Annotated in this window: 19 protein-coding genes; 7 read left to right on the forward strand and 12 right to left on the reverse strand. The window is 71.5% G+C overall.

The window, feature by feature from the left end; all coding sequences use genetic code 11:
• Positions 1-19 precede the first annotated feature (19 nt).
• From tgmC to ABZ370_RS12315, 4 genes are read right to left on the reverse strand one after another with little or no spacing between them, the layout of a single operon-like run.
• Complete coding sequence (tgmC, locus tag ABZ370_RS12300) at positions 20-1,162, reverse strand: ATP-grasp peptide maturase system methyltransferase (protein WP_358619429.1); 1,143 nt, start codon at positions 1,160-1,162, stop codon at positions 20-22.
• Positions 1,159-2,109 (reverse strand): ATP-grasp ribosomal peptide maturase, encoded by a 951-nt coding sequence (gene tgmB, locus ABZ370_RS12305; protein WP_358619430.1) that lies wholly within the window; start codon positions 2,107-2,109, stop codon positions 1,159-1,161. The genes tgmC and tgmB overlap by 4 nt, the downstream gene beginning before the upstream one ends.
• The gene (gene tgmA, locus ABZ370_RS12310; RefSeq protein WP_358619432.1) at positions 2,106-2,417 is read right to left on the reverse strand and encodes a putative ATP-grasp-modified RiPP; all 312 of its coding nucleotides are present in this window, start codon (positions 2,415-2,417) and stop codon (positions 2,106-2,108) included. The genes tgmB and tgmA overlap by 4 nt, the downstream gene beginning before the upstream one ends.
• Positions 2,418-2,457: 40 nt before the next feature.
• Entirely contained in the window at positions 2,458-2,889 is a 432-nt protein-coding gene (locus ABZ370_RS12315) for an ATP-binding protein (protein WP_358619434.1), read from the reverse strand.
• Between the two features lie 186 nt (positions 2,890-3,075).
• Here ABZ370_RS12315 and ABZ370_RS12320 point away from each other — a divergent pair, with 186 nt between their 5' ends.
• Both ABZ370_RS12320 and ABZ370_RS12325 read left to right on the forward strand, forming a co-directional pair.
• Positions 3,076-4,356 (forward strand): Tat pathway signal protein, encoded by a 1,281-nt coding sequence (locus ABZ370_RS12320; protein ID WP_358619435.1) that lies wholly within the window; start codon positions 3,076-3,078, stop codon positions 4,354-4,356.
• Positions 4,353-4,904 carry an N-acetyltransferase gene (locus ABZ370_RS12325; RefSeq protein WP_358619436.1) on the forward strand — a complete coding sequence of 184 codons (552 nt, stop codon included), beginning with the start codon at positions 4,353-4,355 and terminating at the stop codon, positions 4,902-4,904. The genes ABZ370_RS12320 and ABZ370_RS12325 overlap by 4 nt, the downstream gene beginning before the upstream one ends.
• On the opposite strand, the gene ABZ370_RS12330 is transcribed toward ABZ370_RS12325, so the two are convergent.
• From ABZ370_RS12330 to ABZ370_RS12340, 3 genes are all read right to left on the reverse strand, one after another.
• On the reverse strand, positions 4,905-5,300 hold the full coding sequence (locus ABZ370_RS12330; protein WP_358619437.1) for a nitroreductase/quinone reductase family protein: 396 nt from the start codon (positions 5,298-5,300) through the stop codon (positions 4,905-4,907). It lies immediately after the preceding gene.
• 175 nt (positions 5,301-5,475) lie between these two features.
• Positions 5,476-6,261, reverse strand: a complete 786-nt coding sequence (locus ABZ370_RS12335) for a DUF899 family protein (protein WP_358619438.1) — start codon at positions 6,259-6,261, stop codon at positions 5,476-5,478.
• Positions 6,262-6,370: 109 nt separating this feature from the next.
• Entirely contained in the window at positions 6,371-7,414 is a 1,044-nt protein-coding gene (locus ABZ370_RS12340; protein ID WP_358619440.1) for an MBL fold metallo-hydrolase, read from the reverse strand.
• Between the two features lie 134 nt (positions 7,415-7,548).
• Between ABZ370_RS12340 and ABZ370_RS12345 the strand changes: the two genes are divergently transcribed.
• Both ABZ370_RS12345 and ABZ370_RS12350 read left to right on the forward strand, forming a co-directional pair.
• The gene (locus ABZ370_RS12345; protein ID WP_358619442.1) at positions 7,549-9,015 is read left to right on the forward strand and encodes an aldehyde dehydrogenase; all 1,467 of its coding nucleotides are present in this window, start codon (positions 7,549-7,551) and stop codon (positions 9,013-9,015) included.
• The gene (locus ABZ370_RS12350) at positions 9,015-9,251 is read left to right on the forward strand and encodes a ferredoxin (RefSeq protein WP_358619444.1); all 237 of its coding nucleotides are present in this window, start codon (positions 9,015-9,017) and stop codon (positions 9,249-9,251) included. The genes ABZ370_RS12345 and ABZ370_RS12350 overlap by 1 nt, the downstream gene beginning before the upstream one ends.
• A gap of 207 nt (positions 9,252-9,458) precedes the next feature.
• Here the strand turns inward: ABZ370_RS12350 and ABZ370_RS12355 are convergent, their stop codons facing one another.
• Entirely contained in the window at positions 9,459-10,085 is a 627-nt protein-coding gene (locus tag ABZ370_RS12355; protein WP_358619446.1) for a response regulator transcription factor, read from the reverse strand.
• Between the two features lie 254 nt (positions 10,086-10,339).
• Positions 10,340-10,954: a TetR family transcriptional regulator gene (locus ABZ370_RS12360; protein ID WP_358619448.1), complete on the reverse strand. Its 615-nt coding sequence runs from the start codon at positions 10,952-10,954 to the stop codon at positions 10,340-10,342.
• Positions 10,955-11,326: 372 nt separating this feature from the next.
• Between ABZ370_RS12360 and ABZ370_RS12365 the strand changes: the two genes are divergently transcribed.
• The 3 genes from ABZ370_RS12365 to ABZ370_RS12375 are packed head-to-tail and all read left to right on the forward strand — an operon-like array spanning position 11,327 to position 14,644.
• Positions 11,327-12,703 (forward strand): glycosyltransferase family 4 protein, encoded by a 1,377-nt coding sequence (locus ABZ370_RS12365; protein WP_358619450.1) that lies wholly within the window; start codon positions 11,327-11,329, stop codon positions 12,701-12,703.
• Between the two features lie 58 nt (positions 12,704-12,761).
• A complete protein-coding gene (locus tag ABZ370_RS12370) occupies positions 12,762-13,547 on the forward strand; it encodes a methyltransferase domain-containing protein (RefSeq protein ID WP_358619451.1) in 786 nt (261 codons plus the stop codon).
• Positions 13,544-14,644, forward strand: a complete 1,101-nt coding sequence (locus ABZ370_RS12375) for a prenyltransferase (RefSeq protein ID WP_358619453.1) — start codon at positions 13,544-13,546, stop codon at positions 14,642-14,644. The genes ABZ370_RS12370 and ABZ370_RS12375 overlap by 4 nt, the downstream gene beginning before the upstream one ends.
• Positions 14,645-14,653: 9 nt before the next feature.
• On the opposite strand, the gene ABZ370_RS12380 is transcribed toward ABZ370_RS12375, so the two are convergent.
• The 3 genes from ABZ370_RS12380 to ABZ370_RS12390 all read right to left on the reverse strand — a co-directional run bounded on the left by ABZ370_RS12380 (position 14,654) and on the right by ABZ370_RS12390 (position 16,970).
• Positions 14,654-14,947 carry a hypothetical protein gene (locus ABZ370_RS12380; RefSeq protein WP_358619455.1) on the reverse strand — a complete coding sequence of 98 codons (294 nt, stop codon included), beginning with the start codon at positions 14,945-14,947 and terminating at the stop codon, positions 14,654-14,656.
• Positions 14,948-14,984: 37 nt separating this feature from the next.
• A complete protein-coding gene (locus ABZ370_RS12385; protein ID WP_358619457.1) occupies positions 14,985-15,995 on the reverse strand; it encodes an LLM class F420-dependent oxidoreductase in 1,011 nt (336 codons plus the stop codon).
• A gap of 138 nt (positions 15,996-16,133) precedes the next feature.
• Positions 16,134-16,970, reverse strand: a complete 837-nt coding sequence (locus ABZ370_RS12390; protein ID WP_358619458.1) for a hypothetical protein — start codon at positions 16,968-16,970, stop codon at positions 16,134-16,136.
• Positions 16,971-17,002: the final 32 nt, after the last annotated feature.

The following is a 17,002-nucleotide window of genomic DNA, read 5'->3' on the forward strand; positions in this document are numbered from 1 at the left end:
GTCGCGTAGTGCATCCTGCTCACCGGCCGCGACTCCGAGCGGGCCAGGTGATGGTCTGCCCCTCCGGAGTCACCGTGATTACGAACCTCTCCAGCCCGGGCGCCCCTTCCGCACGCCATCGGCCTACGTGCTCTTCCACCGCGTCCCAGATCGGCTCGGGCCCGCCCTGCCGCACGGTCCAGCGGCCGTCGGTTTCGCACAGCGCTGCCCAGGCGCCGGACTCCACGTCGATGAGGATGTGTTCCGCGCGTCCCCCCTGCGTCATCGTGAACCGTTGCGCGCGAGGTGCCGCGAGCTGGGCGACGAAGCGGGTGTTCCAGTCCTCGGTGAGCGCGTCGGCACCCAGAACCGTCCGGCGCTCCTCCCCGCCGCCGAGGTCGGGCAGCAAGCCGAACGGGGGCGGGAGTTGGGGGCGGGCCAGCATGAAGGAGACCTGCTCGCCCAGCAGCCTCCCGGAGGCCGTACCGTCCCCGTGGACGGTGAGCCGGGCCAGCTCGGAGGCGTACAGCCAGCCGCACACCGTGGCGAGGACGGTCCCGCCCGGCCGGGTCTGGTCGATCCACGCTTGGGGGACGGTGAGGGCGCCGCAAGTGGCGATCACCCTGTCGTACGGGGCCCCGGCCCGGTGCCCGGCCAGGCCGTCACCGACCACCAGCTCCGGCGTCCAGCCGCAGCCGCCGAGCGCGGCCCGGGCCCGCCCCGCCACCTCCGGGTCGACTTCCACCGAGGTGACGCGGTCGTCGCCGAGGCGATGGCACAGCAGCGCGGTGGAGTAGCCGGTGCCGGTGCCGACCTCCAGCACTCGGTCGCCGTCTTCGACGCGCAGCTTTTCCAGCATCCGTACGACCAGGCTCGGCATCGTGCTGGAGGAGGTGGGGGCTCGCATGATCGCCCCACAGATGTCGCGCGGCACGACCGTACCCGCGATCTGGGTCACCAGCGACTCGTCCTCGTAGACTCGGTCCAGCCACTCCGCGTCGTCCGGCATGACCGGCTGCCAGCCGGTGGGCCCCAGGCCGTCCACCCGCTCGAAGAAACCGTCCCGAAGAAACTCATGACGCGGAACGGCTTCCACCGCCTCCCGCCACGCCTGTGTGCGCAGGTGGCCACTCTCGGCCACGCGGTCGGCGAGCCGCGCCCGGAGCTGCGTGTCGTCCGTCACCGCGGATTCCTTTCCAGCAGGTCGGCCATGGCCGCCACCATCGGCAGCCCGGTCTCGGGCTCCAGCCACGCCCACTGGCCGGAGGGGTTGCATTCCAGGAACCACCATCGGCCCTCTCGGTCCACGGCGAAGTCGAAAGCGCCGAAGAGCAGCCGGAAGCGGTCGAGATAGGCGAACAGCGTCGTGGCGATCCCGTCCGGCGGTTGGATGACGGAGTACGTCAGCCCTCTGTAGTCGGTGCGCCAGTCCAGCAGATCGGAATCAATACGGACACAGAACACCCGCTCGCCCATGACAGTCACACGGATGTCGGCCACCTTTTCCACGCGCTGCTGGAACAGATGGGCGGTCCCGGCCACCTCCTCGTCGATCTCATGGGCCGTGATCTCGGCGACCTGCACGGTGCACGAAACTCCGTCGATCCGGTACAGCGGTGCGGACAGCGGCTTGTAGATCACTGGGCCGTAGCGCCTGACGAATGCCCGCGCCGCATCCGGAGCGGAGGTCACCAGCGTCGGCGGGACCTGGAACCCCACCTCGACGGCGGCAGCCAATCCGGCGGGCTTGAACTCCGCGTCGCCGATGCGGTGTGGGTGGTTGACGTACCGGCATCCGGGCAGAGCGGCAAGGACCCCGCCCAGCCCGTAGCGGGCCTGGGTGACGGCGAAGCGGGCGGTCTGCTCGTCCAGATGCGGGAAGGCGAAACCTGACGGCCTGCGGTAGTAGAGGGACCGTACGCGGGCCAGATCGGCAGTTCTGGAGGGCGTGGTCAGGGTCCCCTCGATGCCATCGGAGGTGACGGTGGCCGCTACGGACAACGTGGCAGGGAAGTCGCCGGAGTCGAAGCGTACGACCGGGACACCTCGGCCGTACAGCTCTTCGACCACCAGGTCGGTCGTGGGGTCGTCCAGGTTGGTGACGATCAGCACCGGGCGGGAGTCGGTCACTGATCGCTGTCGTTTCCGGTGTCCTGGTCCCCGCCGCCGGCGCCGCCCGGCCCCGCGCCGTCGGAGGGGTTACCGGTGTTCGTGGCGGGGTTGGTGCCGGTGCTGGTGCCGTGATTCGGCATCTCCATCACCTGGTCGTCGGCGTCGAAGTACCGGGCCGTCTGGGTCACGGGGTTCAGTTCGACACGGGCGTAACCGGGCGCGAACGCCGGATAGGGAGCCATGCGCCGTAGACCCCACGGCGCCGGGGTGAGGGCGCCGCTCGGTAAGGGTGTGCCGGTCGGAAGGCGGTCGGAGTGGTTGAACATGTTGGGTCTCCTTCGTATCGGATGCGTTCGTGGGCGGTAATCACGGCTTGTGCTCAAGGCGCAGTTCGGCCCAGACGCGCTTCCCCCAGGGCAGCCGGTCGGTGCCCCAGCGGTCGGAGACGGCCTCGACGATGCCGAGGCCGCGTCCGCTCTCGTCGTCGGCGTCCGCTGCGCGTCGTACCGGGAGCGTGCGGGACTTGTCGATGACGGCGATCCGTACCCAGCGCGAGCCGGGACGGCTCACGGTGACGCGCAGACAGTGGCTGACGCTGTGCACCACCGCGTTGGCGACCAGCTCTGACACGATCAGCTCCGCGGAGGCGGTGAGATCGGACAGACCCCAGGTGCCGCACGCCGCACGAACCAGCCGCCGGGCGCCTATCGCCGACGCGGCCTCGCACGGCATGGTCTGGCTGTAGGCGGGCCGACCGGTCGCGGTGGGGCGTACGCGATGAGCGGGCTGCGGGGGCATCGTGGGTCCTTCCTGGCGGAGCGGTGCGGGGGCGCGCGGTGGGCCGCCGCTGCCGTGCGCAACCAGATAACCGGTGGGGGCAACGGGTCGGGCATGCCGCTTCCGGCAAAGGCTCATGAGGCCCGGGGTGTCGTTTTGACCCTTTCGTGTTCCCCGCGCGTCGGACCGATGCCTTAACTTCCTGTCATGGAGCGAACACGGAACGAGGCGCTTGCCGCCTGGATGCTTGAGCACCAGGTCACCGCCAACGAGCTCGCGGACCGGGTGAACTCCGCGATCGCCGAATTCACGGGCTCCTATGGCACCTGCACGGAACGAGGCGTGTTCCGGTGGCTTTCGGGCGAGATCACCTCGCCGCATGCGCGCCAACGCGTTGCGCTGGAGCGGGTCACCGGTCGAACATCGCTTCAACTGGGTTTCCGACCGAGGGCCCGGCAACCCGGCCCGGCCCCGGTGTCCCCGGAGGAGGACCCCGTGTACCGACGTGCCTTCCTCGCGGCGGCGACGGCCGCCGGAGTGTCCGCCACCAGCCCGGGGGAGGGCCCACCCCGAAGGGTGGGCATGGCCGATGTGGCGTGCCTGAACACCGAGTTGACCAACCTTGTGACGGCAGACAACCGGCATGGTGGCACGGCCGCACACGAGCAGCGGGCAGTCGACCTGGCCCGGCAGACCCTGGAGATTCAACGCCACGGCGCCGCCAGTCAGCGCGTACGAGGCCATCTCTACGCGACGGCGGCCGCGTTCACATCCAGCGCGATGTGGGCCGCGATCGACGGTCGGCGACTGGACAGCGCACAGGAGCATCTGTATCGCGCCGTCACCTTGGCGGGGCTCTCCGGAGACCCCGCTGCTCAGTTCCGCATCTGGAGCCACGCGGGCATCCTGTATCGGCACTTGGGGCGTCCCACCGATGCCGAAGCCGCCGGAGAAGCGGCGCGTTCCACCAGCATCGCCCGCCGCGACCCGCTGTATCTCTCCCTCGCGCACGCGCGGGTTGCCGTCGCGCACGCGGATGCGGGCGAGGCCACAACCGCTTTACGCAGCCTCGGTCACGCCCAGGACGCGCTGAACCGTGCTGACCCGGCGTTGCCCCGGCCGCCGTGGTTGGACTTCTACGATCAGGCCGAATGGGAATCCCTGGCCGTGACGGTTCACCTCGGGCTCGGCCGATGGGCCGAGGCTGAGGCGCACGCCCATCGGGGTCTGGCTCTCCTCCGCCCTCATCTGGTCCGCAACCGCGCCATGGTGGGCGCACAGCTCGCCCGCGCTCAGCTCAAAGGCGGGGCCGTGGAATCCGCCGTTGCCACCGCATTGGCGATCCCCACTGATATGGCCCGGAGCAGTGGGCGCCTCCGTGGGCTCCTCGACGGATTCGGCAGCCGTCTGGAGGCCGTGGCGCCGCACACCCCCGAAGCCCGTGCCTGGGCAGATCACATCCGCAGCCTCAGGAGGACCACAGCATGACGGAATCCGCTTCCCTTGACTTCCGCCGCGTCACGGATGTCGAGCAGGTGCGTCAGCTCCTGCTCGATGTGCACGTCGAGGTGCGAGGTGACTTCGGCCTCCTGGCCCAGCCGTTCCAGCACGTGGACCGCTTCAACGAGCGCCTGAGCGGCTACGCCGCACGGCCCGGCTGGGAAGCCGTCCTCGGTCACGTGAAAGGAGAGGCGGTCGGATATGCCTTCGGCGTCCCTCTCGCCCCCACCACCCGGTGGTGGGCCTCCATGGCCAACCCGCTTCCGGAGGACTTCACCATGGAGACCGGCACCCGCACCCTGGCCCTCAACGAGATTCTGGTGCGCAAGCCATGGCGCGGCACGGGTATCGCCCGGCGCATCCATGACGAGCTGATCTCCGGCCGGGCCGAGGAGCGAGTTGCCCTTCTGGTCAATCCGAAGCACGGAGACGGCAAGCTCAAGGCGGTGTACGAGGGGTGGGGGTACGGACAGATCGGAACGCAGCAGCCGTTCCCCGACTCCCCGGTGTACGACGTCATGATGCGATCGCTGTGATCAGTTGCTGAGGTCCACGCGCACCGTCAGCAGGTCGGTGCCGAGGGCGCGGACCGCGGTGCTGTTGTAGCGGGGGAGGGCCTTGAGGCGGGCGCGGGCGTCGTCCTCGGGCAGGGGGTGGGCGGTACCGGTGTGCCAGGTGCCCTTGATGCGGACCCGGACCCTGGGGTCGGCCCGGAGGTTCCGTACGTACTGCGACTTGTCGCCGAACTCTGAGACGAACCAGAACGCGTTGCCGATACGGCGTCCGCCGACGGGGGTGCGCCGGGGCAGTCCGGATGTGCGGCCGGTGGTCTCCAGGAGGGTCTGGAACGGGAGCCGGGAGAGGATCGGGTTGCCGATGCGCCGCTGGAACGCTGTGACCGCCCGGTGCTTGATCTCGTGATAGCGCGACATCCGTCCATGATCCTCCCGTTCGTCGGTCTGCCGTCGGCCTCACCCCGGCACGCCGCCGCCGGCCTCGTCGCGGGCCGCGGGCGCCGCGCCCGGTAGACGTCCGCACGCGAGGCCCGCACATGCCCGGTGACGCTCGTGGTGTACATGGGGCGAACATAGCCGGTGCGGCGGCGCGTCAGTGGTGGGCGCCGTGGCGGCCGAGGGTTTCCACGGGGGGCGCGCCGGGGCGGGTCCACTGGGGAACGGGGCGGCTGGTCGCGCCCCAGGTGGCGTTCCCCTCCGCGTCCGTACGCCAGTACCAGCAGGCCTGGCGGCCCTCGGACGGGTGCCACTCGGGGTGGTCCTCCCATGCCTCGCCGCGGCCGTGGGGCGTCATGTCGAGCAGGGCGAGGGACCCGTTGACCGGCTCGTTGCCACGGCCCGTCGTGGAGTAGGCGAGGAACACGCGGTCGCCGTCGCGCAGGAAGGAGATGAGGTGCCCCATTTGCCCGCCGATCGGCGCCTCCACGCCCCGCACCGAGTACCAGGGCTGGGTGTAACCCATGAACGCGACGTAGCGGGCCACCTCGTCCCACGGGCCGGAGGTCAGGACGGCGAACGAGACGCCCCGGGCGTTGAGGTAGGCGGCGTCGTTCAGGTGCCAGGCCGTGGTGGTGCAGCCCTCGCACTGCCCTTGGTGCGGCGCGCCGTCGTACCACATGTGCTGGTAGACGACGAGCTCGTCGCGGCCCTGGAACAGGTCGAGGAACGGGACCGGCCCGTCGGCGCCGGTGACCTCGACCGTGCCGTCGAGCTCGACCATCGGCAGCCGCCGCCGGGCCGCGGCGATCGCGTCGCCCTCGCGGGTGTGCGCCTTCTCGCGGAGCAGCAGCTCCTCGCGCGCCGCCTGCCAGGTGGCCAGGTCGACGACGGGCGGCTTGCCGGGGAGGCCGCTGCTCTCGTGGCCGGGGGTGGGCGTCATGGTGTCCTCCGTGGTGTCTCTGGGCGGCGCCGTACGACGTTCAACGACGCTCACCAGAAACAGACTCCCGGCCCGGCCGGAACTCATCGCCGCGCTCCCGGGCGCGCCCTCAGAGGGCCCGGTATGTGACCGGGTCGGTGCCGGGGACGGGTTCGGCCCGGTGGAGGGTGACCAGGCGGCGGAGGTGGGCCTCGGCCTCCGATACGGCGATGTTGCGGGAGCCGTAGGGGATGTCGGGCCAGGGGCGGTTCCACTCCATGCGCTCGGCGAGCTGCCAGGGGGTGAGCGGGGTGGCGAGCAGCGCGCGGAGGTCGGCGAGGCGGGCCTCGTGGTGGTCGAGGAGGGCGCGGACGCGGGCGGGGGCGTCGGTGAACGCGTGCTGGTGGGCCGGGAGGACTTCGGCCGGGTCGAGGGCGGCGACGCGCGTCAGGGAGTCGAGGTAGTCGCCGAGCGGGTCGGTGCGGGTGGCGTCGGCCGGGTCCTCGTACAGGCCTATGTGCGGGCTGATCTCGGGGAGGAGATGGTCGCCGGAGAAGAGCCGCCCATGGCCTGGGAGGGCCGCGGGATGGGCTTCCTCCAGGTGGAGGCAGATATGGCCGGGGGTGTGGCCCGGGGTCCAGAGGGCGCGGAGCCGGCGGCCCGGGAGGTCGAGGAGTTCACCGGGGGCGATCTCGCGGTCGGGCAGGGCGGCCCGTTGCCCCGGGAGGTGCGTACGGCCCTCGGCGCGGGCGGCGCGCAGCGGGGCGAGGTGGTCCTCGGGGGCTCCGGCGGCGGCCAGCTTTTCGTCGAGGTAGTCGAGCCATTGGCCGGGGTCGGCCTGGCGGGTGCGGCGTACGACGTGGGCGTCGGCGCCGTGCATCGCGATCCACGCCCCGGAGGCCTCCCGCACCTGGCCGGAGAGGCCGTGGTGGTCGGGGTGGTGGTGGGTGACGAGGATGCCGTGGATCTCGGAGACGGCGGTGCCGCAGGCGGCGAGCCCGGCGGTGAGGGTGTCCCAGGCGGTCGGATCGTCCCAGCCGGTGTCGATGAGGACCGGTCCGCGGCCGGTGTCGAGGAGGTGGACGAGGGTATGGCCGAGCGGGTTGTCGGGGATGGGGACGGGGATGCTCCACACCCCGCCGCCGTGGTCGGTGACGCCGGTCGCCTCTGGCACGGGGTTCCCCTTTCCGCGTGTGCGGCCGGGCCGCAGCAGCGCATGCATTGCCGACTATAACGGGAACTGGTATCAGTTCTGATGCATCGTCAGATTCTCGGTGCACGGGCGGGCTTCGGCAGGAGGCATCAGCGATGGGCGACCTCATCGAGTACGGGCAGCTCTTCATCGGCGGGGCGCTGGTCGATCCGGCCGGGGCGGAGACCATCGAGGTCGTCTCGCCGCATACGGAACAGGTCATCGGGCGGGTGCCGCACGCCGCGCGGGCCGATGTGGACCGGGCGGTCGCGGCGGCGCGGCGGGCGTTCGACCAGGGGGAGTGGCCGCGTACCTCGCTGGAGGAGCGGATCGCCGTCGTCACGCGGATCAAGGACGCGGTCGCCGTGCGGCATGAGGAGATCGCGAAGGTCATCAGCGCGCAGAACGGCTCGCCGTACTCCTGGAGCGTCCTCGCCCAGGCGCTCGGCGCGATGATGGTGTGGGACTCGGCGATCACGGTGGCGCGCGACTTCACGTTCGAGGAGCGGCGGGCCGGGGTCCTCGGGCCGCTGCTGGTGCGGCGGGAGCCGGTCGGGGTGGTGGCGGCCGTCGTGCCGTGGAACGTGCCGCAGTTCGTGGCGGCGGCGAAGCTGGCACCGGCGCTGCTGGCGGGGTGTTCGGTGATCCTCAAGCCGTCGCCGGAGACGCCGCTGGACGCGTATCTGCTGGCGGAGATCGCGACCGAGGCGGGGCTGCCGGAGGGGGTGCTGTCGATCCTTCCGGCGGACCGGGACGTCAGCGAGTACCTGGTCGGGCACCCGGGGGTCGACAAGGTGTCGTTCACGGGGTCGGTGACGGCGGGCAAGCGTGTGATGGAGGTGGCCTCGCGACGGCTGACCCGGGTGACGCTGGAGCTGGGCGGCAAGTCGGCCGCGGTGATCCTGCCGGACGCGGATCTGGAGGCGGCGGTCGCGGGCATCGTGCCCAACGCGTGGATGAACAACGGTCAGGCGTGCGTCGCCCAGACCCGCATCCTCGCCCCGCGCGCCCACTACGACGAGCTGGCCGAGCGCTTCACCGCCGCCGCCTCGGCCCTGGTCGTCGGCGATCCGCTGGACCCGGCGACCCAGGTCGGCCCGCTGGTGGCGCGACGGCAGCAGCGCCGCTCGCTGGACTACATCGCGCTCGGGCAGCGCGAGGGCGCCAAGGTGCTGACGGGCGGCGGACGCCCCGAGGCGCAGGAGACGGGGTGGTATGTGGAGCCGACGCTGTTCGGGGACGTCGCCAATACGATGCGCATCGCCCGCGAGGAGATCTTCGGCCCGGTCATCTGCCTGCTGCCGTACGGGGACGAGGAGGAGGCGGCCCGGATCGCCAATGACTCCGACTACGGGCTGTCCGGCAGCGTATGGACGGCGGACGTGGCGCACGGCATCGACTTCGCGCGGCGCATCCGCACCGGTACGTACTCCGTGAACACCTTCAGCCTCGACATGCTCGGGCCGTTCGGCGGCTACAAGAACTCCGGCCTGGGGCGGGAGTTCGGCCCCGAGGGGCTGTCGTCGTATCTGGAGCACAAGATGATCCACCTGCCGCAGGGGTGGGACGGGGAGCAGGGCTGATGGGGGACCGCTGGCGGATCGAGGTCGACCACGGCGTATGCGTCGGCTCGGCGTTCTGCGTGAGCAGCGCCCCCGGCGGATTCCGGCTGGACGCGGCGCGGCAGGCGCAGCCGGTCGAGCCGGAGGCGGACGCGTCCGAGGCGGTGCTGGTGGCGGCCGAGGGATGCCCGGTGGAGGCCATCGCGATCCGGCTGCTCGCAAGCGGTGAACAGGTCTTTCCCTCCGACGACCAGTAAGGCCGTCACGCGACCAGTAAGGCCGTCACGCGGTCGGTAAGGCCGTCATGCCCACTCGGGTACAGGCACGGCCCCGTCGTTCCCGTGGAACGACGGGGCCCCGCCTGCCGTCGGGACGGCTTGCCCCTCAAAAGGCGTAGCCCTTCTCGGGCATGCGTCTGCGCGAACCTCCACCATCCGCGCGACGATCCCTGCGCGTGAGGGCGATCAGACCCAGCCCTCGCACCGGGAGATGCGGATGGCGTCCACCCGGTTGCGCGCCCCGGTCTTCCGGGTGATCGCGGCCAGGTAGTTGCGTATCGTCCCGTTGGACAGATGCAGGGTGCGGGCGATCTCCGCGATGGAGGCGCCGTCGGCCGCCAGCGACAGGACGCCCAACTCGCGCTCGGTCAAGGGGATCTCCGCCGCCTTGAGGAAGCCGTAGCCCAGCGAGTCGTCGATGAAGCGCTCCTGCTTCGCCACATGCCGGATGCCCTCCAGCAGCCGCTGTGGCGGGGCGTTCTTGTCGATGTACCCGAGGGCCCGGGCCTTGTGCGCGCGGCGCAGCTGGCCGGGGCGCCCGGCGTTGGCCAGGACGAGCAGTCCGGACTCGGGGCCGCTCTCCGCCGCCGGGGCCTCGGCCATGAGCTTGCCCAACTCGCCCTTGCGCGCGGCCTTGTCGGAGCCGGGGCAGTCCGTGTCGACGACGCAGACGTGCGGTTGTAAGGAGCGGGCTCTGCTACGCGCGTCGCGCCATGCGGCACACGCCACTTCGAACTCAGGTTCGGCTTGTATCAGTGCGGCCAACGCGGACCGCAGCAGGTATGAATCATGTACCAGAAGAACCCGAATCACGGAGTTCTTCACCCCCTGTAGATGTTGAGCCGTCGCACGCCGTCGTCGCTCTGTCGCGCGCCGTTCATGAATACCGGGATTGCCCGGACCCTGAACGCGAAATTTGAGCCAAAGGGGGGCGTGCAGGCGCACATCTTGCTGTCGACGCGCGCCCCTGGGGGCGCATCGTGCGCTGTATGCGCCCCTGTCGCGCTTCGCCGTACGGACGGCCTGCGGGGGGAGGGGGGAAGTGTGGAGGGAGCGGAGGAGAGAGATCAGACGCGCTCGGTCGGCGCCGTCAGGTCGATCAGTCGGCAGACCGTCTCGATGTCGATTTTGACCTGGGCGATCGAGGCCCGCCCCGACAGCCAGGTGATCAGCGCCGAATGCCAGGTGTGCTCGATGACCCGTACGGCGGACAGCTGCTCGGCCGTCGGCGGGCCCTCCAGGCCCATCGCGTCGAGGATGATCGCGGTGGTGAGCCGGGAGACCATGTCCACCTCGGGGCTCACCGAACGGTCGGCGAAGGTGAGGGCCCGTACCATCGCGTCCGCCAGGTGGGGTTCGCGCTGGAGCGCGCGGAAGGCGCGCATCAGGGTCTGGGCGACGCGGGTGGCCGGGTCGTCCTCGGTCGGCGGGCGCTTGCGCAGCGTCTCGTGCATGTGCTGCAACTGGTCCTGCATGGTGGCCACCAGCAGATGGACCTTGGAGGGGAAGTAGCGGTAGAGGGTGCCGAGCGCCACGCTGGAGTTTTCGGCCACCTCGCGCATCTGGACCGCGTCGAAGCCGCCGCGGCTGGCCAGCCGGGCACTGGCGTGCAGGATGCGCCGACGACGCGCCTCCTGCCGCTCGGTCAGCTGCAGGGAGGCCGGCTTGACTTCTGCGGTCATTTGTCTCACTTCGGGTGCATAGTGTCTGCGCTGCGGTTGACAAACGGACACCGTGCATGATGGCAGGGTCGGCCTAGGGGCGCGAGTCAGTGAAACTCGTTCTAGGGTCGCGTGTCGCTTGAGTCCGACGGCCGGCCAGAAGAAGGGCGTTTGTCCCGCTCGCGCCGATTTGGTCCTGTCCCCAGAAGAACGCACCTCGCGCAAGAGGCTACCGAGTGGTAGGGATCACCTGATCCGGCTCCGGCGGCGATGGGTTCGCCAGGTATCTTCGAGACTTCTCCGGCTATCTGTTGGCTATCTGTTAGTGAAACTTGTTCTAGATAATCGTGAGCGGCTACGCTCCCGCTGACGTGCATCAAGGAGGGGGCGCGAGTGACCGCAGAGGCCGCGCAGGAGACCGGAGTCGACCCGCTTCGGACCGGGCCCCCCGCCCCCGCGGAGGGCCGGGCCCAGGGGGGTGACCGGCCGCTGCGCATCGCGCTGCTGAGCTATAAGGGGAACCCGTTCTGCGGAGGCCAGGGCGTCTACGTACGTCATCTCTCCCGCGAACTCGCCCGGCTCGGCCACACCGTCGAGGTGATCGGCGCGCAGCCGTACCCGGTGCTCGACGCCGAGGACGGCGTCACCCTCACCCAGCTGCCCAGCCTCGACCTCTACCGCCAGCCCGATCCGTTCCGCAACCCCGGGCTCGGGGAGTACCGGGACTGGGTCGACGCCCTGGAGGTCGCCACCATGTGGACCGGCGGCTTCCCCGAGCCGCTCACCTTCAGCCTGCGCGCCCGCCGCCATCTGGCCGCCCGGCGCGGTGCTTTCGACGTCGTCCACGACAACCAGACCCTCGGCTACGGGCTGCTGGGCATGGAGCGCACCGGCTTCCCGCTGGTGACCACCATCCACCATCCGATCACCGTGGACCGCCAGTTGGAGCTGGACGCCGCGGACGGCTGGAAGCGCCGCCTCTCCGTGCGGCGCTGGTACGGCTTCACCCGCATGCAGAAGCGGGTGGCCCGGCAGCTGCCCTCGGTGCTCACCGTCTCCGGCTCCTCGCGCCGGGAGATCGTCCAGCACCTCGGCGTCCGGCCGGGGCGGGTGCACGTCGTCCACATCGGCGCGGACACCGGACTGTTCTCGCCCGACCCCGCCGTGCCGGTCGTCCCCGGGCGGATCGTGACCACCTCCAGCGCCGACGTACCGCTCAAGGGCCTGGTCCACCTGGTCGAGGCGCTCGCCAAGGTCCGGGCCGAGAACCCCGCCGCCCACCTCGTGGTCGTCGGCAAGCGCCCCGAAGAGGGGCCGGTGGCCGCCGCCATGGCCCGCTACGGGCTCCAGGGCGCCGTCGAGTTCGTCAAGGGCATCAGCGACCCCGAACTCGTCGACCTCATCCGCGGTGCCCAGATCGCCTGTGTGCCCTCGCTGTACGAGGGGTTCTCGCTGCCCGCCGCCGAGGCCATGGCCACCGGCACCCCGCTGGTCGCCACCACCGGCGGCGCCATCCCCGAGGTCGCGGGCGCCGACGGCGAGACCTGCCTCGCCGTACCGCCCGGCGACGCGGGCGCGCTCGCCGCCGCCCTCAACCGGCTGCTGGCCGACGACGCCCTGCGCGGGCGCCTCGGCGCCGCCGGACGGGAGCGGGTGCTGCGCCGCTTCACCTGGGAGCAGGCCGCCCGCGGCACCGTCGAGCAGTACCGCGCGGCGATCGGCGCGCAGGCCCGTGCCGCCCGCGCCGTACGCACCCGCGCCGCGCGCTGACCGCCCCCCTTCGCTTCCACCCGACCCCACGACCCCGCCTGACGAAAGCAGACCCCCCGTGCTGACCGTCGATTTCTCCCGCTTCCCGCTCGCCGCCGGCGATCGCGTCCTCGACCTGGGCTGTGGCGCCGGACGCCACGCCTTCGAGTGCTACCGGCGCGGCGCGCGGGTCGTCGCGCTCGACCGCAACGGCGACGAGATACGCGAGGTCGCGAAGTGGTTCGCCGCCATGGAGGAGGCCGGTGAGGCCCCCGCCGGGGCCACCGCCACCGCGATGGAGGGCGACGCGCTGGCCCTGCCGTTCCCGGACGACAGCTTCGACGTCGTCATCATCTCCGAGGTGATGGAGCACATACCCGACGACAAGGGGGTGCTCGCCGAGATGGTGCGGGTGCTGCGCCCCGGCGGCCGGATCGCCGTCACCGTGCCGCGCTACGGGCCCGAGAAGGTGTGCTGGGCGCTGTCGGACGCGTACCACGAGGTGGAGGGCGGCCACATCCGCATCTACCGCGGCGACGAACTCCTGGAGCGGATGCGCGAGGCCGGGCTGCGGCCGTACGGCACCCATCACGCGCACGGGCTGCACAGCCCGTACTGGTGGCTCAAGTGCGCGTTCGGGGTGGACAACGACCAGGCGCTGCCGGTGCGCGCGTACCACAAGCTGCTGGTCTGGGACATCATGAAGAAGCCGATGGCCACGCGGCTCGCCGAACAGGCGCTGAACCCGCTGATCGGCAAGAGCTTCGTGGCGTACGCGACCAAGCCCCACGAGACCAAGCCCGACGTGTCCAGCGAGGCTCACGTGTCCAGCGAGGCCCACACCTCCCGTGAGGCCCAGGCGTGACGGCGCGCGGCCCGCGCCCCGGCCCCCGTACCGAACGGCTCACCCTGCCCGGCGTCCTCACCGCCGACGAGGCCCTGCGCACCGTCGAGGGCATCGCCGCGGTCCAGCGCGCGGACGGCGCCATACCGTGGTTCCGGGGCCACCACCTCGACCCGTGGGACCACGTCGAGGCCGCGATGGCGCTGGACGCGGCGGGTGAACACCGGCGCGCCGAGGCCGCCTACCGCTGGCTTGCCGACCACCAGAACCCCGACGGCTCCTGGTACGCCGCCTACCCCGACACCCCGTCCGGGGTGGCCGCCGACGCCCCCACCGACCGCGGCCGCGAGACCAACTTCTGCGCGTACGTCGCCGTCGGCGTCTGGCACCACTATCTGGCCACCGGCGACGACACGTTCCTCGACCGGCTGTGGCCGACCGTCTTCGCCGCCGTCGAGTTCGTGCTGAAGCTGCAGCAGAGCGGCGGCCAGATCGGCTGGCGGCGCAAGTCCGACGGCACCATCGACACGGACGCCCTGCTCACCGGCTCCTCCTCCATCTACCAGGCGCTGCGCTGCGCGCTGGCCATCGCCGAACACCGCGAGGACCCGCAGCCGGACTGGGAGCTGTCGGCGGGGCTGCTCGGGCACGCGATACGCCACCACCCCGAGCGCTTCCTGGACAAGAACCAGTACTCGATGGACTGGTACTACCCGATCCTCGCCGGCGCCCTCACCGGCCCCGCCGCCACCGCCCGCATCGAGGCGGGCTGGGACCGCTTCGTCGTCCCGGGCCTGGGCATCCGCTGCGTATCGCCCAACCCGTGGGTGACCGGCGGCGAGAGCTGCGAACTCGCCCTGGCCCTGTGGGTGATCGGCGAGTCCGACCGCTCGGTGGAGATCCTGCGCTGGATTCAGCGGCGGCTGCGCGCGGACGACGGGATGTACTGGACGGGGTACGTCTACGAGGACGACGCCGTCTGGCCCGAGGAGCGCACCACCTGGACCGCGGGCTCCCTGCTGCTGGCCGTGGCCGCACTGGGCGGGGACGAGGCGACCACGGCCGTCTTCAGCGGCGAGCACCTGCCGCGGGGGCTGGACTCGGACTGCTGCGGGTAGACGTGCGCGTCAGCCGCGGCGGATGCGGCCCGCCACGGCGTGGCCGATGAACAGGTAGACCACCGCGGGCAGACCGTAGTTGAGGACCGTCCGCACCCAGTCCGTATCCATCGTGAACAGGTCGTGGGACCAGCCCGCGAGCCAGCCCGCCGCGTCGCGGACCACGGTCACGAGGTCGTTGGCGGGGTTGGCGTCCAGAAGGGCGAAGACGATCCACAGACCGAGGATCACGGCGGTGATGTCCGCGACGACCATCACGACGGTCGCCGCCTGGTTGTTTCCGTAGCGATAAGTTCGGGACATGCCGGACGTGTTGCCCCGGCGGGCGCGATGAAACCACTCAGGTGTTCAATTCCGCGAGCACCCGCAGCGTCGCCGGGTCCGGGGCGATCACCAGCAGGTCCGTCACCGGGCCCGTGCGCCACAGCTCCAGCCGCTCGGCGATGCGCCCGCGCGGGCCGATGAGGGAGACCTCGTCGGCGAAGGCGTCCGGGACGGCCGCGATGGCCTCGTCGCGGCGGCCCGCGAGGAAGAGGTCCCGCACCCGGCGCGCCTCGTCCTCGTAGCCCATGCGGGCCATCAGATCGGCGTGGAAGTTGCGGGTCGCGTGGCCCATGCCGCCGATGTAGAAGCCGAGCATCGCCTTCACCGGAAGCAGCCCCTCCGCGATGTCGTCGCACACCCGCGCCTGGGCCATCGGCGCCACCATGAAGCCGTCGGGCGCCTCGGCGAGGGCCGCCTCGTACAGCGGGGTCCGCCGCGGCGACCAGTACAGCGGCAGCCAGCCGTCGGCGATGCGCACGGTCTGGGCGATGTTCTTGGGCCCCTCGGCGCCGAGCAGCACCGGCAGATGGGGGCGGAGCGGGTGGACGATGGGCCTGAGCGGTTTGCCGAGCCCGGTGGCGTCCGGCCCGGCGTACGGATGCGCGTGGTAGCGCCCGTCGAGCCGTACGGGCGCCTCCCGGCGCAGTACCTGCCGGATGACGTCGACGTACTCCCGGGTGGCGGTGAGCGGGCTCTTCGGGAACGGCCGTCCGTACCAGCCCTCCACGACCTGCGGCCCCGACAGGCCGAGGCCGAGCATCATGCGCCCGCCGGAGAGGTGGTCGAGGGTGAGCGCCTGCATCGCGGTGGCGGTGGGGGTGCGGGCGGCCATCTGCGCGATCGCGGTGCCGAGCTTGACGCGGGAGGTGTGGGCGGCGATCCAGGTGAGCGGGGTGAAGGCGTCCGAGCCCCAGGACTCGGCGGTCCAGACGGAGTGATAGCCCAGCTCCTCGGCCTGCCGGGCGAGTTCCAGATGGCGGGGGTCGGGGCCGCGGCCCCAGTAGCCGAGCGCCAGGCCGAGCCGCATGACAACCCCTCCCCGATGCCTCCGCCGCCTCTGACGTCGCGTCAGGCCCGCGTTGTCGCTGGACTGTACGGGCGGGCTGTGTACATGGCAACGGCCCCTCGCCCGGACCGGGAGAGGGGCCGTGTCGGCTGTGCCGCGTCAGCCGCGCTGGATGCCCGTGGTGTCCTGGAGCACGCCGCGCCGCCCGTCCTGCGTCTGTGCGACGAGCGCCTGACCGCGCTGCTCGACCGCCAGGTACCAGGTGCCGGGGGCCAGTTCGGCGATGGCGCTCGACGAGCCGTCCTCGGCGAACAGCGGCCGGGCCACCGGCACCGCGAACCAGAACGGCGTGAAGTCGGAGCCGCCCGCCGCCGGGGCCGGAGCGGCCGGGCCGGGCTGGCCCGGCTGACCGCCGAAGGAGGGCTGACCCGGCTGGCCGCCGTGCGGCTGACCGGGCTGGGCGCCGCCCGGGCCCGGGTAGCCGTAGCCCGGCTGCGGGGCCGGTGCGCCGTACGGGGCCTGCATGCCGTACGGGGACGGGGCCTGCGGGGCGGGCGCGGGCATCAGCGGCGCCTTGAGGGCCGGGACGCGCGGGGTCGCGATGACCGCCGCGGCCATGGCGAGGGTCGCCACCAGCGCGAGGATGGCGCCGACACCCGGGGTGCCCTTGTCCGGCGTCACCATGAGCGACCACAGCGAGTCCCAGGCGGCGACCACGACGAAGCCGGAGCCCCACTGGTCGAGGGTGAGTCCGCTGACCTTACGGCTCTCGGGCTGGAACCGCCCAGCGATGACCAGCCCCGCGCCGATCAGCCCGATCAGGAACACCGACGGAAGGACGACCAGGAGTAGGTCCGTGTCCCAGCCATTCGGCATGTCGGTGCAGTACGGGCCGTCACAATCGGCCGAGTAGAAGTCGAGGAAGGAGGCGATGAAGAGCAACACCGCTGCTCCGATCACCACGCCGTCGCCTCGAGTGAGGGAGCGGATGTTCAACGTGAGTCCTTTGTTGTTTTCTCGTGTACGGA

The sequence above is a fragment of the Streptomyces sp. NPDC005962 genome (genome assembly GCF_040629205.1).
GTDB lineage: Bacteria > Actinomycetota > Actinomycetes > Streptomycetales > Streptomycetaceae > Streptomyces.

What these genes read in the sequence shown, in the direction of transcription:
- ABZ370_RS12315 (WP_358619434.1), bottom strand. Translation starts at nt 2,889, where the DNA reads ATGCCCCCGCAGCCCGCTCATCGCGTACGCCCCACCGCGACCGGTCGG.
- ABZ370_RS12335 (WP_358619438.1), bottom strand. Translation starts at nt 6,261, where the DNA reads ATGACGCCCACCCCCGGCCACGAGAGCAGCGGCCTCCCCGGCAAGCCG.
- ABZ370_RS12330 (WP_358619437.1), bottom strand. Translation starts at nt 5,300, where the DNA reads ATGTCGCGCTATCACGAGATCAAGCACCGGGCGGTCACAGCGTTCCAG.
- ABZ370_RS12385 (WP_358619457.1), bottom strand. Translation starts at nt 15,995, where the DNA reads ATGCGGCTCGGCCTGGCGCTCGGCTACTGGGGCCGCGGCCCCGACCCC.
- tgmA (WP_358619432.1), bottom strand. Translation starts at nt 2,417, where the DNA reads ATGTTCAACCACTCCGACCGCCTTCCGACCGGCACACCCTTACCGAGC.
- ABZ370_RS12345 (WP_358619442.1), top strand. Translation starts at nt 7,549, where the DNA reads ATGGGCGACCTCATCGAGTACGGGCAGCTCTTCATCGGCGGGGCGCTG.
- ABZ370_RS12350 (WP_358619444.1), top strand. Translation starts at nt 9,015, where the DNA reads ATGGGGGACCGCTGGCGGATCGAGGTCGACCACGGCGTATGCGTCGGC.
- ABZ370_RS12380 (WP_358619455.1), bottom strand. Translation starts at nt 14,947, where the DNA reads ATGTCCCGAACTTATCGCTACGGAAACAACCAGGCGGCGACCGTCGTG.
- ABZ370_RS12320 (WP_358619435.1), top strand. Translation starts at nt 3,076, where the DNA reads ATGGAGCGAACACGGAACGAGGCGCTTGCCGCCTGGATGCTTGAGCAC.
- ABZ370_RS12360 (WP_358619448.1), bottom strand. Translation starts at nt 10,954, where the DNA reads ATGACCGCAGAAGTCAAGCCGGCCTCCCTGCAGCTGACCGAGCGGCAG.
- ABZ370_RS12325 (WP_358619436.1), top strand. Translation starts at nt 4,353, where the DNA reads ATGACGGAATCCGCTTCCCTTGACTTCCGCCGCGTCACGGATGTCGAG.